An 11,799-nucleotide genomic window follows, 5' to 3' on the forward strand; every position below is an offset into this window, starting at 1 on the left:
GTCCTGGAGAGGATGAATTTCAAGGGTGCTAGCATCTGTGGGGGATGAGGTCATGGTCGTGCTATTTGACTGGGGACTAAAGATCGGGAGACTGAGCGAGCAGAACAGATCTCCGACCTGTCGGCAGTAGTTCGATCGGTTTGAATGGGGTCGAATTAGAACTAGAGGAGTTTGCTCTGCTGCGTTCCCTGCCGGGTTACTGCGTAGAGCGGCCTCCAACACATCGACCGACACATCTGGGGTCGCTGCTAATATTTTAACGGCTTTCAAGTCGTTGACATCGACGATCGCAGCGGATAACCCCGTTTTTTGCTGAATTTGGGCCACAACTTCTTGGGAATTCACCGGCCCGAGGACGATAAATCGATCGTAGGGGGGTAAGCTGGTTCCGGTCACATCGTCGATCAATCGCGCCTGTTCTCCAGCCAATTGGTAAAATACACCAGGTCGCCCTAAAGCTTTAGCCACCGCTCCAAGGGCTAAAGCCGTCACCACACGAGGCGAACCCACTTCATCCACTAAGCTCTGCAAGCCGTAAGCGACTCCCAAACTGCTATCTCGCCCGAAATAATGGCACAATCGCTTCGCCACCCAACCGAGTTCCATTTCGGGGGGATGTTTCATTTGTTCTTGGATAATCGCTAGGGGAGACTCGCCGATCGTGACGATATCTCCCGGTTGCGAGTGGGGAGAAACGTAGTGTTCGATGGTTTCGATTAGGTCGTCGAGGGGATTGAGCAGGTGGGTTTTGATGGGTAACACCGACACCCCTTCTTTGGGTTTCCACTCGGCTGGGACGTTGGGATCGGGATACTGGAAGGGAAAGACGATGTGTCGTACTTGAGGGATGCGACCTGCCGCACCGTAGGCGACGTAGCGAACCTGAATCCAAGCGGCTTCGAGTCCCGATAGTCCTTGACCCTGAATGTCGATGGAGATTTTGACACGGGTGGTTTTTCCCGGTTTGAGTAGGTACGCCAGCCAATAATCATCCTCGCGAGCGGGTTCGTCGGGGTGAAGGGGAACGACTTGGGTTTTACAGGTGAGGTTTTTGCACGAAGCGTCCCAAAACAGTTGTACTTCTGCCGATAGTTCGGGGGCGATAATAATTCTGCTTGGGGAAAGATTGACCAGTTCGAGTTCTCCCACGAGGAGGTAACGCTCGGGATCGATTTTCTCGAGATCCCACTTTCCCTGGGTCAGTTCCAGTTGCTTTTTCGGTCGCTTTCGGTACTGATATTCGATTGCCCCAATTGCCAATCCCAACAGCACCGATGCTGCGGTTATGCCGATACCGAGAGTTTGCGCGATCGCCACAGTATTAACGGACTCCTCTACCTCGTAGGACGTGCTTCCTGAATTTATACCATATGGGGAGAAATCGGCAGGAGGAAAGGGAGAAGACGATCGAGCTAGACGATCGAAACGATTGGACATCTCCAACCATAAAAAATTAAATCCATTCTCATCGGTGAAACTGTCAATTTATTTCCCCATTTCCATTCCCCATTCTTAAGTATTCAGCCACACCAGCAAATCGTCGAACCCACCCCTAACCCCTCCCAAGAGGGGAACTCAAATAAATTTTCCATCAAAACCAGTGTGGTGGAGTACTAGCTTTCTAGCGTTTTAAAACTGTCGTCATCTCGAGCTTTTTCCATGACCGATGCTACATATTCTGCTTTACCGGCTGTATATGCTTCCCGATCGCCCGAAAAGCGTAGAGCAAGATGGTACTTTAATTGTGCGTAACGTGCGGCTTCATCTGAATGCTGGCAAAGGTAGTCTCGAAATAGCAAACGTTCCCACAATACGCTATTTGGCTCGACCATGTGGATGTGATGGGTGCGCGGACCGTTCGGAGGTAAACCTTTAACCAAAAACATCCGTCGGGGTTCTGGATTATTACGCCAATAAGCATAGCCTAAAGTTTCTAGCCTCGAAACTGCCAATTGTTTGGCTTCGCTGAGCGATCGCACTCCAACCAGTAGATCGATAATCGGTTTTGCTGCCAATCCCGGTACTGCCGTACTTCCAAAATGTGCGATTCGAGCGATGAGATCGCCTTTTAAAACCTCGCGTATGCGATCGGCTTCTTGTTGAAAAAAAAGCGGCCAATTCGGATTGTATTTGACGATCGTAACTTCATCCATTTTTCGATCGTTATTAGTATTAATAGCTCTTGAATGTTCGATCGCCATCGGGTTTGGGCTATGCGGGGACACAACATACCCGCACTCTGGAGTCAACTCCCTTACCTGTTGGCGATCGTTTGACTCCCGAAAAAAGCCGAGTACCTATACCCATATTTTCGAGAATTTGTCAATATCAGAAAAAATACTTATTGAAAAATTAATGTATTCAGAACGCTCAAATGTTGGGGATAGGGCGAGCGATTTGAGACGAAAACTGGGGTTTGAGGTGGATTGGGATGCGATATTTTTACAGGTATTGACCCAACCATGTGGTATTAATTGACCAAATCTTACCATGCCGGTGTAACCCTTGTAAAATCGTCGGCGATGGGCAGGAAACGGGCGAAAAATTCGGCGGCAAAGGAGTTAAAAAATCTAGGAACGATAGGAATTTCTCATCAATGGAACCAGGAAATGGCAACGGCGCTTGTCTCGATCGATCTAGATTTATCCATCCTCAGCAACGCGGCGTAATGTTCTCTCCCCGATCGCTGCGTGCCGTGAATTGTCAACTAATCCCGAGTCGAGTAAGACAATACCAAAGAAAATCGCCCACCCCTTAGCGCGTTGCCACGTGGCTTCGGAGATACCATAACAGGCGATCGCCCAACCGAAATATTTCGTTATCCCACCCAGCATCAACCCGACGAATGGGTTGATGCGCCAAATCTCGATGCTGTTCTTCTAATAATTTGGAGACGAGAGGTACATCGATTTCGAGTTCGGCGATTGGCGTTCCGATCGCACTAGCTTTTCCTTTTGATACCATTACTTAAAACTCAGTTTGTACTCAAGTCCGCACGAATCTGGTGCGATCGAAAAATGATTTGGGCTAAACGATCGATTTTCGCCAATACCTCTCTGGCAAACACCCCAATCAACTTGTCGATCTCGGGGGGAGCGATCGCCCTTTCGTTGATGTTAGCAAGTTGCTCGACTCCATCACCCTCGCCTCAAAATAGCCCTGAGTCTACCGCCTCCTCAGCATCGCCCCAAGCATCATCGGCATCGGCAGATGCGTTCGCAACTGTTACCGATGTGGATGTCACCGCAGGAGAACCGGGAGCGTATACGTTTGCCGTCACCGTCCAAAGCCCAGATACGGGTTGCGATCGGTATGCCAACTGGTGGGAAGTTCTCGATGAAGAAGGAAATCTAATATATCGCAGAAACCTCGCTCACAGCCACGTAGAAGAGCAACCCTTTCGACGCACGGGAGGAGCAGTTGCCGTACAACCGAATGACGTAGCCATCGTCCGATCGCATATGTACCCCGATGGCTATGGTACGCAAGCAATGCAGGGGACTGTAGAAACTGGGTTTGAGGAGATTTCTCTACCGGCAGGATTTGCAGCAAACTTAGCCGAGGCAGAACCGCAACCCCGTGGCTGCGAGTATTAGGATGAAGCTCGAATTTTGGGTTTTATAGCAGTTTGCGATCGACATTGACCTCCCAGTAGGGGTAGTGCCCCCGTGCCTACCCCGGTTTAGTGGGTGGGGTCTACCTTTATTTATTTATTCTCCATAACAAGAAAACCAAAAATTAATACCTACATCAGCAAGCGCTTTTAGCTCTTCTTTCGTTAAAGTACAGTTACATTGGTCTGCATAGAAATATCCAATATAAAAGACTGCATCCTCCATCCCACATTCTTCGATAATTTTCATTTTATCTTTGAGCGTGCGTGCTAGCCAAAGGATTTTGTCATCATCTTCAATTTCATCTGGAGCTTCTAGAGAAGCATAACCATGAGGAATCAGTTTTCCTTTTTGTCTTCCCGTTTCGATAACGTAATTCGGCTCATTTTTTTCCCAAAATGTAAGTCCTGTTTGCTCTTCGGCTTTTTTGGGTAAAAATTCTTTACCACTAAATTTAACAATCGCTGAAATTCTTTCGATTGTCATCTAAAATTGGTAGCGAAATAACTGAGTAACATTGAAATCGCTCATTGTCGATCTTCGAGATCGAGCATGGTTGCATAATCATTCATTCCTTCTTCAGCTAAAGCGCGATCTTCCTCAGCAAACTCAGTTGCTAGAGATGCTAATTGGCTTGGCTCGATCTGCCGATGACGGCGTTTACTCTGAAACTTTAAGAAGGCAATAAAATTAGCAACTTGTTGAAGTTGTTCCTCCGTGAGTCGATCGATATCTTGCTTGATGACTTCAGAACAAATTGGCATAGCAGCAAGTCAGAAAAACTCGATGTTAGAGCTTTTATTGTAACGTACTGGCTACTCTATGCCACGGCTGCCGACCTGCTAGCTTGCGATTAAGTTGTTTTGCGATATATGCGATCGTCATACTGACTTCTTCCAAACCAGGGAGTAACGCCAGAATAAGTGCTTTCTAACATTTGCTCCTCTCAACGAGTTCGTGTAAATTCGTCGTGCTTGTGAAAGCGTCAGGTATTCATCTGTGCGCAGATGTTCTCTCATGGCGGCTGCGGCTTCTGGCGATCGCTGAATTTGTCGATTCTTACGCATCTGGAATAACCAGTTTAGGGGAACTGCGACGCAATCGCTTAATGTATCTCGCAAATTCTCATGTTCTAGCAAATCCAAAATGACTAACTTTCCACCCGGTTTTAAAGCAGTTTTCAGCTTAGGAAGCAAGTTTTCAATCGGTAAATGATGCAGTGTGGAAATCGAGACGATCGCATCAAATTGTTCCGTGGGAAACTCCCATTGCAAAATATCAGCCACTTGAAAATCAATATTTGAAAACCCTTTCGATCGCTGCTTGGCAACCTCGATCGAATTTGGAGATAAGTCGATGGCGATAACGCTTTGAAAACGCTCTGCCAAAAGACGCGAAAATTCACCCGTTCCGCAACCGATGTCAAGCACGGTTTTACACTGGGCTGGCAACTGTTCGATTAAAAAAGAGTGATAGTGGTTATTATGATTCCATTCGGGATGATTTCGATCGTATCGAGCAAGCCGATCGAAATCATTGCGAATCTTTTGGGTTAGGTTCTCATTCATCTCGGCTCGTTCTCGACTTCAATTCACCTCAAACTGAAGCCACCGATCGCCCTTTATTCTGCAAACTTTCTGGAGTCACCGATTGCAACACTCCCACATCGAGCGTCCAGCAGCGATCGGCGATCGGGAGCAAATCTCCCGCATCGTGCGTCACCACCAACAAACTCCAATGTTGTTTGAGCTTGGCAAGCAAACCCACAAGCTGACGGCGCATCGACCAGTCTAACCCGGCAGTGGGTTCGTCGAGGAGCAAAATTTGGGGTTGGCGGATGAGCTGCACTGCCAGCGCCAAACGCCGTTGCTGTCCCCCGCTCATAGCATGAGGTGATGTGTGGAGGGGGAAACCGTCTAATCCCACTTCTTCGAGCGCTTCCCGGACGCGATCGGAACCTAATTCCGGATGTCCCAGTCGTAGTTCTTCAAGGATGGAGTGACCGCAAAAGTGGCGTTCGGGAAACTGAAAAACCAATCCGCCTAACTGTCGAAGTTGTTCTGGGAGCAATTCCCGATCGCGCCAATAAACTGCCCCTTTCGTCTGTCGAGCTAGTCCGGCCAAAATTTCGAGTAACGTACTTTTTCCCGATCCACTCGGGCCTACCACTAAATTGAGTTGCTGGGGGGCCACTTCTAGATCGATCGCTTTGAGGATCGCACTCGGGCTAGCAGTGGGATGATAATCTAGATTTTTCAGATAGAGCATTCAGATTACACATAGACCGGCTTCCTTTTACTTTGGCACAAATAGCCTAGAAATGGGCAAGACGCGCTTTGCGGCGATACTCAAAACGGGTCAGACCGATCGCAGTTCTCACAACCATCTTTGAGGACTCTTGGCTAAACTAAAATACACCTCTTATCTTTCCCGCGAACCCATGCCAGCTCTTGAAGCTGTTACTAAAAACATCGAGCTACCCATGGAGCAAATTCAAGACTTTTGCCAACGCTGGCACATTACAGAATTTGCCCTTTTTGGGTCTGTCCTGCGAGATGACTTTCGCCTCGATAGCGATATCGATATACTCGTAACCTTCGATCCTGGCTTTCAGCGCGGTTTAGCTGAAACCTAGCAAATGCGTCAGGAGCTGCAAACTCTGTTCGGGCGAAAGGTGGATTTGCTTGTAAAAGCGGCTATCGATCGCAGCGAAAACTGGCGGCGCCGCCAGAAGATCTTAGAATCGGCACGGGTCATCTATGCAGTGCGAAAACCGATGAGGTTTGCTATTTCGTAGCCATTACTACAAAAATTGTGTTTTTAAGCCAAAATCGACCCAAAAATCGAGGCAAATTCGGGCAATTTTGGCACGAGTTTACAAGGGTTTCAGGTCGTGATAAAGTACTTCAAAGGGCGAAGCTATATTTAGTTTTAGTACGATAATCTTTTAGGCGATCGCCTACCAATAATATTTTTGCCAAATCTAAATACTCATCTGTATCGATCGATATCGAATCACCCTAACCTCTAAATTGGTTTCATGATTCAAGCAATTCCCAAACTCGTTACCTTCGATGAATTTATTGCCTGGTATCCAGAGCATTCCGAGTGCCGCTATGAATTACACGATGGGGCGATCGTAACCATGCCAAAACCGACAGGTCAGCATTCGCGAGTTGCCGGTTTTCTCGCACTCAAACTGGGGATGGAAATCGAGCGCTTGCAACTTCCTTACTTCATCCCGAAAGAATGCGTCCTCAAAATGCCAAATGAGTCTGGATACGAACCGGATGTTATCGTTCTCGATGAAAATGCGATCGCAAACGAACCGCGCTGGGAGCGAGAATCGGTGATTACTAAAGGGAGTTCTGTTCGGTTGGTAATCGAAGTGGTGTCTACGAATTGGAGCGATGATTATGCGCTCAAAGTGGAAGAATACGAAGCACTTTCAATTCCAGAATATTGGATTGCTGACTATCGAGGATTGGGAGGAAAACGGTATATCGGAACGCCAAAAAAACCGACATTTTCGGTTTACCAACTCATCGATGGCGAGTATCGAGTTCGACAGTTTCGCGGGAGCGATCGCATCGAATCTCCTGCATTTCCCGAGTTGGATTTAACCCTCGATCGAATTTTGAGACTAGGAAGATAAGGGCGATATTAACATTTTTAATTTTGCCTTTTTAATTTTTAATTCTGCGTAGTGCCAGGTATCGGAACGCTAGAAATGGCGTAGGTTCGTGGAAATCACTGCTGTATTAAATCTTCAAAAAAATCTGTAAGCTTTATATGCTACACTTCACAAGTCTGGACGCGAGAGAAGAGAATATCATTATAAGTCTGCCAAATCCCTTGTGGTAGGTGTCCCCTATCTGATGCGATAGTAAAATTTAAGTCGTTGTAGTACAACCAGTCACCTTCCCTTCGCCATCCCACGCGATCGGCAAACTTTTCATAACTCTCTAAATCATCATACACCCCCGGCTTTCCCCCGCACTCGATCCAAATTTCTTTTTGGACGGAAAAGCCGAAATGCCCGTTCGAGTATTTCACCCACAGTTCGTTCAGGGTGCGAAGATCTTCGCAGGGAAAATTCTCGATATCATCAATATCCAAGAGCTGTCCTTCCTCTTTTCCCATTGTTTGCAACATCAAGCGAGACGTTTCTTCATCCGCTTTTCGCCATTCTCCTTGTGATAAATACGCCTCTAACTTTTGGTAGCGTAAATCTCGAACGTTGGACTTTAACCGTTCCAATTCCGCCGCCACTGCCGGACTCACTTTCCGAGGCGTTTCCTTGAGACAGTCGTATGCTAAAGCCACAGCCTCGCGAGTTCCGACACCACATAATTGGCGAACCAGATGAGAGAGTTGATGGGTCGAAACTTGGGCGGCGTAGAGTAAAATTGTTTCTTTCCACCACGGTTTTTGCCAGTGTTCCAGCAGCAAACGTTCTTGCTGGAGTTCCTGAATTTCTCGCGCCGCCAAATACCCTTGAAAACTCAGATGCGCGAATTCGTACTCGATATCTCGCTTCACTAACAATTCGCTGACCTGTTCGATTTGCTGGAGAAACTTTGTCGGTTCGACAGACCCATCCAACCCATTCAGATAACTTTTTAATTGTGCCAGTAACGGTTTTTTCTCGATATTGGGTTTATTTTCCTTTACCATCGCCAGCGCCAACTTTTGCAAAATCTTTTGACTATCTTCCGCCGATAAAAGCAAATTGATTTGTTTGACCAGGGGGCGATCGCCCAACTGCAAGCGAAAAATTTCTCGATAGAGTTCGGCCCGTCGTTGGGGAAGCTGAATCGGGCGGGATGGATCGATGGGGTCGCTGGGGGCGTAGCTATGCAAATTGACGATCGTACTCAGCAATAACGGATTTTTCGCTAAGTCGTGAAGTTCCCCCCGTTCTCGAATTTGGGTCATCAAACTTGCGGCTTTTTGGGTTGCCAGTTGCTTCACCCTCGGATGCTTCGGTTCGGCGCTGTAGTGGCGTTCCCGACACAAATACCAACACCGCACAAAGCGTTCTTGTTGGTCGTCGTTGAAGGGTTTGACAAAGACGGAATTGGGCTTATGTTCTGCGGCGTAGTTTTTATACCCTCCCGGACGAGAGGTGAGGATGAAAAAGGATTGGGGATAAGCTTCTATCTGCTTGGCAATCCACCGACTCATCGGCTTTTGCCACTCTTCTCGCACTTCATCGAACCCGTCGAACATCACCAGCATATTGTCCTGGCGAAGTTGATTTTTTGCCCAGTTTGGGGGTAACTTGAGGTCTTTTCCCCCAGATAAATTAGGAATGTGGTGTTTTTCGATGAGGGTTGGCAGATCGGGCTTTTCGGTGTGAATGACCTCTTGCCAGCGCCGTAAATAGAGCAACACAGGGAGTAATTTGGGTGCGGATGCAATTTGCCGGGGTTGGCGTTTTTGAGTGTACAAATAGGTGATGTGTCGCAAAAGCGTCGTTTTCCCGTATCCTCCCCAGGCCAAAATCGCCAAGGAACGATACGCCGAATTGCCCTTTCCCCGTTCCAGGAGATTCCAAATCCGCAACCCTTCCCCACTCGCCAATCGTTCGGCAAGTTGCTTATCCCGTTTCAACCCTGGCGGCATCGGTAACGCTTCCCCATCCACCCCGCGAGAAAAGTCACCGCTCAACTCCAACGGCACGAAAACATCCTTAAGCAGGGGTTTGAAGGTACTCGTCAAGCCTTCGGTGGCGTAATCCCGGCAGGCATTTCCCTGACATTGCAAGTATTTCCCTTCCGTCCCCGCCAACTGCCAGCGAATCGCCTCATCAATATTCTCCTTCCACCCCACCAAAGCATCCACATCTTCCTTACCCCGTTTCGCCGCCACCTCCCCCAGTTGGTTCAAAAAACCATCGGTATATTTTGCCCAGACAATAGAAATTGCCATCACCGGAAACATCAAAATGGCGATGAACGGTTCTTCTTTGAGTAGCAGGGAAACAAATGCAAACCCGCTACCGCCAAGGGGCATCCATTGAAGTAGCCTTTGTTGAACCCACTGACGGGCAACTTTGCGTTCGGTTTCAAAGGAAGGAGTAGGAGATGAGTTAGAAGAAGATTCGGATGTTTCGTTTTCGGAGTTTTCGGTTGTGGAATTTTTATCTTCGGGGTTCTCGCTTTCGGGCATCGGTATCGTTTCCCGCATTCGTTTACGGCAATTTGACCGTATTCTAGCAACTGCGATCGAGAGAGGTTCGATCGTTTAGAATTACTGAAAAACCCGCAAGCGCGATCGCCCGTGAAAATATCCAACCCACAAGCGTCCAGCGCCAACACCCAACCGTATTTCAATCTCATCCCCTTACAGCGACTTGGCAAGGGCGAAATCGCCTCAACCTTGCAAGACTTCTGTCAGCGCTGGCAAATTATCGAACTCGCTTGTTTCGGTTCTGTTGTGCGCGACGATTTTCGATCCGATAGCGACATCGATCTCCTCGTCACCTGGAAACCGAATAGCCACTGGACGTTACTCGATTTCGCCCAAATGCAATTCGATCTCGAAGCTTTGCTAGAACGCCCCGTAGATTTGGTAAGCAAACGAGCGATCGAACACAGTGATAATCCCCTTCGCCGTCGCGCCATCCTCGACACTGCTATTCCGATTTATTGCCAGCAATGAACGATCGTGTTGGATTCTTCCTGAATGTATCCTAGTCCAAACACTCTATAATTTGAAGAGAATTTTAAAGTTATGCCAACTGTTTTACGAGTCGGTCCTTATCGACTTTACTTTTACAGCCATGAGCCAAACGAACCTCCCCACATACATATTGACTGAGATAGCTCATCTGCTAAATTTTGGTTAGAACCAGTTAGCTTGGCTAACAATATTGGTTTTAGTGCAAAAGAACTGCGAAAACTACAGAAAATCGTCCAAGAAAATAAAAATAAATTATCGGATGCATGGTATGGGTATTTTGGCAATTCAAGCTGACGAACGAGTCAAAAATGTGGAATTCACACCAGAAACTATTCGTGTCGATTTAATGGATGGACGAACCATTACCGTTCCTCTGACTTGGTATCCCCGACTCTTAAACGCCACGCCAGAACAACGAGAAAATTGGGAAATTTGTGGAGGCGGTTACGGTCTTCATTGGGAAGAAATTGATGAAGATCTCAGTACGGAAGGAATGTTACGAGGAGCGCCCGCACCGAGAGGATTGACCGCAATTTGAAATTATATTGAAATTACAAATTACTCTTCTTCCGGAATCAGAACGATATTTTCATAAAGTCGATCGACCTCAATAGACACATCAATACTTTCAAATAACACCACATCCCCAGCTTCATAACTTCGGTACGTCCACAAATCGCAACTGCGTCGATACCGTTCTACAAAAACTTGAACGGTATCGACGAGAACGTATTCTTGCAGGGTGGGAATCGTGCGGTAGTTTCGCAATTTTTTACCGCGATCTTTGGCTGCCGTACTCGGTGAGAGGACTTCAATAATCAAACAGGGAAACTGGAGAGATTGCTGGGCATCGCGATCGCGCCGATCGCAACTCACCACCAAATCGGGATAAAAATAATTACCCGTTGCATTCACGAAAACTTTAGCGTCAGAAACCTGCGCACGACATCCCTTGGGCTGAACTTGCGGCGCGATTTCTAGAATCAGTTTCACCGTCAAGTCGTTGTGAGAAAGGGAACCACCCGTCATCGCCACCACTACACCGTCGATGAACTCGTGGCGAATCTCCTGACTGGCTTCCCATGCCAAGTACTCAATTGCAGTTAAAGGGCGATCGCAATGGGCAGCATCCATGGCAGTTTTGGATGTGGATGTATCGGGTATCTCAATATTCTGATTATATCGATCGCTCGATACAACCCGATCGCGATCGACGCTACCATCGATAAGTACAGACTCAACCCACGACAATCGCGCCTAGATGGCTTCTTGGGTCGCAGCAAGATGGGCATTCCAGATGAGTGTAGAAACGATCGAATCGGCTTATGGCATTAGATTTAAGGCAATTTTTTCGCGCGACGAACCCCAGCCGCACCTTGGCTGCGGATAACGAAGAAGATCGCAAGTTTTATATCGATTTTTCCTCGGGGCGCGGGGGGCAAATCATCGAGGAATTGAACCAAAATATCACCTTCTTTTCCCCCGACGAACCCACTTG

General features: G+C 47.6%; 17 protein-coding genes and 1 pseudogene. 9 read left to right on the forward strand and 9 right to left on the reverse strand.

Translation table 11 applies throughout. The features are described from left to right. On the reverse strand, positions 1-1,437 hold a 1,437-nt coding region (locus IQ235_RS07390), incomplete at its 3' end, for a hypothetical protein (RefSeq protein ID WP_264320844.1). Between the two features lie 176 nt (positions 1,438-1,613). Next, a complete protein-coding gene (locus IQ235_RS07395; protein WP_264320845.1) occupies positions 1,614-2,201 on the reverse strand; it encodes a GrpB family protein in 588 nt (195 codons plus the stop codon). A gap of 273 nt (positions 2,202-2,474) precedes the next feature. On the opposite strand from IQ235_RS07395, the gene IQ235_RS07400 reads away from it, so the two are divergent. Beyond that, a complete protein-coding gene (locus IQ235_RS07400; protein ID WP_264320846.1) occupies positions 2,475-2,669 on the forward strand; it encodes a hypothetical protein in 195 nt (64 codons plus the stop codon). Between the two features lie 85 nt (positions 2,670-2,754). On the opposite strand, the gene IQ235_RS07405 is transcribed toward IQ235_RS07400, so the two are convergent. Next, positions 2,755-2,964, reverse strand: a complete 210-nt coding sequence (locus tag IQ235_RS07405; protein WP_264320847.1) for a hypothetical protein — start codon at positions 2,962-2,964, stop codon at positions 2,755-2,757. Between the two features lie 53 nt (positions 2,965-3,017). Here IQ235_RS07405 and IQ235_RS07410 point away from each other — a divergent pair, with 53 nt between their 5' ends. Then, positions 3,018-3,596: a hypothetical protein gene (locus IQ235_RS07410; RefSeq protein ID WP_264320848.1), complete on the forward strand. Its 579-nt coding sequence runs from the start codon at positions 3,018-3,020 to the stop codon at positions 3,594-3,596. 114 nt (positions 3,597-3,710) lie between these two features. On the opposite strand, the gene IQ235_RS07415 is transcribed toward IQ235_RS07410, so the two are convergent. From IQ235_RS07415 to IQ235_RS07430, 4 genes are all read right to left on the reverse strand, one after another. Continuing rightward, a complete protein-coding gene (locus IQ235_RS07415; RefSeq protein WP_264320849.1) occupies positions 3,711-4,100 on the reverse strand; it encodes a hypothetical protein in 390 nt (129 codons plus the stop codon). 41 nt (positions 4,101-4,141) lie between these two features. Continuing rightward, positions 4,142-4,378, reverse strand: coding sequence for a hypothetical protein (locus tag IQ235_RS07420; RefSeq protein WP_264320850.1), 237 nt, complete (start codon positions 4,376-4,378; stop codon positions 4,142-4,144). A 117-nt stretch (positions 4,379-4,495) separates the two neighbouring features. Continuing rightward, positions 4,496-5,182 carry a class I SAM-dependent methyltransferase gene (locus IQ235_RS07425; protein WP_264320851.1) on the reverse strand — a complete coding sequence of 229 codons (687 nt, stop codon included), beginning with the start codon at positions 5,180-5,182 and terminating at the stop codon, positions 4,496-4,498. Positions 5,183-5,210: 28 nt separating this feature from the next. Beyond that, positions 5,211-5,882 carry an ABC transporter ATP-binding protein gene (locus tag IQ235_RS07430; protein ID WP_264320852.1) on the reverse strand — a complete coding sequence of 224 codons (672 nt, stop codon included), beginning with the start codon at positions 5,880-5,882 and terminating at the stop codon, positions 5,211-5,213. A 130-nt stretch (positions 5,883-6,012) separates the two neighbouring features. Here IQ235_RS07430 and IQ235_RS18845 point away from each other — a divergent pair, with 130 nt between their 5' ends. From IQ235_RS18845 to IQ235_RS07440, 3 genes are all read left to right on the forward strand, one after another. Then, entirely contained in the window at positions 6,013-6,249 is a 237-nt protein-coding gene (locus tag IQ235_RS18845; RefSeq protein WP_319592556.1) for a nucleotidyltransferase family protein, read from the forward strand. A gap of 3 nt (positions 6,250-6,252) precedes the next feature. Beyond that, on the forward strand, positions 6,253-6,411 hold the full coding sequence (locus tag IQ235_RS18850) for a hypothetical protein (RefSeq protein ID WP_319592557.1): 159 nt from the start codon (positions 6,253-6,255) through the stop codon (positions 6,409-6,411). 243 nt (positions 6,412-6,654) lie between these two features. Next, complete coding sequence (locus IQ235_RS07440; protein WP_264320853.1) at positions 6,655-7,269, forward strand: Uma2 family endonuclease; 615 nt, start codon at positions 6,655-6,657, stop codon at positions 7,267-7,269. A gap of 140 nt (positions 7,270-7,409) precedes the next feature. Here the strand turns inward: IQ235_RS07440 and IQ235_RS07445 are convergent, their stop codons facing one another. Beyond that, on the reverse strand, positions 7,410-9,788 hold the full coding sequence (locus IQ235_RS07445) for a GUN4 domain-containing protein (protein ID WP_264320854.1): 2,379 nt from the start codon (positions 9,786-9,788) through the stop codon (positions 7,410-7,412). Between the two features lie 111 nt (positions 9,789-9,899). On the opposite strand from IQ235_RS07445, the gene IQ235_RS07450 reads away from it, so the two are divergent. The 3 genes and pseudogenes from IQ235_RS07450 (at position 9,900) to IQ235_RS07460 (ending at position 10,839) form a co-directional block, all read left to right on the forward strand. Next, positions 9,900-10,280: a nucleotidyltransferase family protein gene (locus IQ235_RS07450; protein ID WP_264320855.1), complete on the forward strand. Its 381-nt coding sequence runs from the start codon at positions 9,900-9,902 to the stop codon at positions 10,278-10,280. Between the two features lie 177 nt (positions 10,281-10,457). After that, positions 10,458-10,595: pseudogene (locus IQ235_RS07455) on the forward strand (DUF4160 domain-containing protein); the annotation flags it as partial. Then, positions 10,570-10,839: a DUF2442 domain-containing protein gene (locus IQ235_RS07460; RefSeq protein WP_264320856.1), complete on the forward strand. Its 270-nt coding sequence runs from the start codon at positions 10,570-10,572 to the stop codon at positions 10,837-10,839. The pseudogene IQ235_RS07455 and the gene IQ235_RS07460, both read left to right, overlap by 26 nt. Positions 10,840-10,859: 20 nt before the next feature. Here IQ235_RS07460 and IQ235_RS07465 read toward each other — a convergent pair whose 3' ends face one another. Continuing rightward, on the reverse strand, positions 10,860-11,435 hold the full coding sequence (locus IQ235_RS07465) for a Uma2 family endonuclease (RefSeq protein ID WP_264320857.1): 576 nt from the start codon (positions 11,433-11,435) through the stop codon (positions 10,860-10,862). Here IQ235_RS07465 and IQ235_RS07470 point away from each other — a divergent pair. Next, a complete protein-coding gene (locus IQ235_RS07470; RefSeq protein WP_264320858.1) occupies positions 11,421-11,636 on the forward strand; it encodes a hypothetical protein in 216 nt (71 codons plus the stop codon). The genes IQ235_RS07465 and IQ235_RS07470 overlap by 15 nt on opposite strands. Positions 11,637-11,799: the final 163 nt, after the last annotated feature.

Origin of the sequence: Zarconia navalis LEGE 11467, assembly GCF_015207075.1 — a bacterium.
Classification (GTDB): domain Bacteria; phylum Cyanobacteriota; class Cyanobacteriia; order Cyanobacteriales; family Geitlerinemataceae; genus Zarconia; species Zarconia navalis.

Coding starts and splice junctions, on each gene's coding strand:
- IQ235_RS07440 (WP_264320853.1), top strand. CDS start 6,655: ATGATTCAAGCAATTCCCAAACTCGTTACCTTCGATGAATTTATTGCC.
- IQ235_RS18850 (WP_319592557.1), top strand. CDS start 6,253: ATGCGTCAGGAGCTGCAAACTCTGTTCGGGCGAAAGGTGGATTTGCTT.
- IQ235_RS07410 (WP_264320848.1), top strand. CDS start 3,018: ATGATTTGGGCTAAACGATCGATTTTCGCCAATACCTCTCTGGCAAAC.
- IQ235_RS07445 (WP_264320854.1), bottom strand. CDS start 9,788: ATGCCCGAAAGCGAGAACCCCGAAGATAAAAATTCCACAACCGAAAAC.
- IQ235_RS07470 (WP_264320858.1), top strand. CDS start 11,421: ATGGGCAGCATCCATGGCAGTTTTGGATGTGGATGTATCGGGTATCTC.
- IQ235_RS07415 (WP_264320849.1), bottom strand. CDS start 4,100: ATGACAATCGAAAGAATTTCAGCGATTGTTAAATTTAGTGGTAAAGAA.
- IQ235_RS07460 (WP_264320856.1), top strand. CDS start 10,570: ATGGGTATTTTGGCAATTCAAGCTGACGAACGAGTCAAAAATGTGGAA.
- IQ235_RS07420 (WP_264320850.1), bottom strand. CDS start 4,378: ATGCCAATTTGTTCTGAAGTCATCAAGCAAGATATCGATCGACTCACG.
- IQ235_RS07395 (WP_264320845.1), bottom strand. CDS start 2,201: ATGGCGATCGAACATTCAAGAGCTATTAATACTAATAACGATCGAAAA.
- IQ235_RS07430 (WP_264320852.1), bottom strand. CDS start 5,882: ATGCTCTATCTGAAAAATCTAGATTATCATCCCACTGCTAGCCCGAGT.
- IQ235_RS07465 (WP_264320857.1), bottom strand. CDS start 11,435: ATGGATGCTGCCCATTGCGATCGCCCTTTAACTGCAATTGAGTACTTG.
- IQ235_RS07405 (WP_264320847.1), bottom strand. CDS start 2,964: ATGGTATCAAAAGGAAAAGCTAGTGCGATCGGAACGCCAATCGCCGAA.
- IQ235_RS07425 (WP_264320851.1), bottom strand. CDS start 5,182: ATGAATGAGAACCTAACCCAAAAGATTCGCAATGATTTCGATCGGCTT.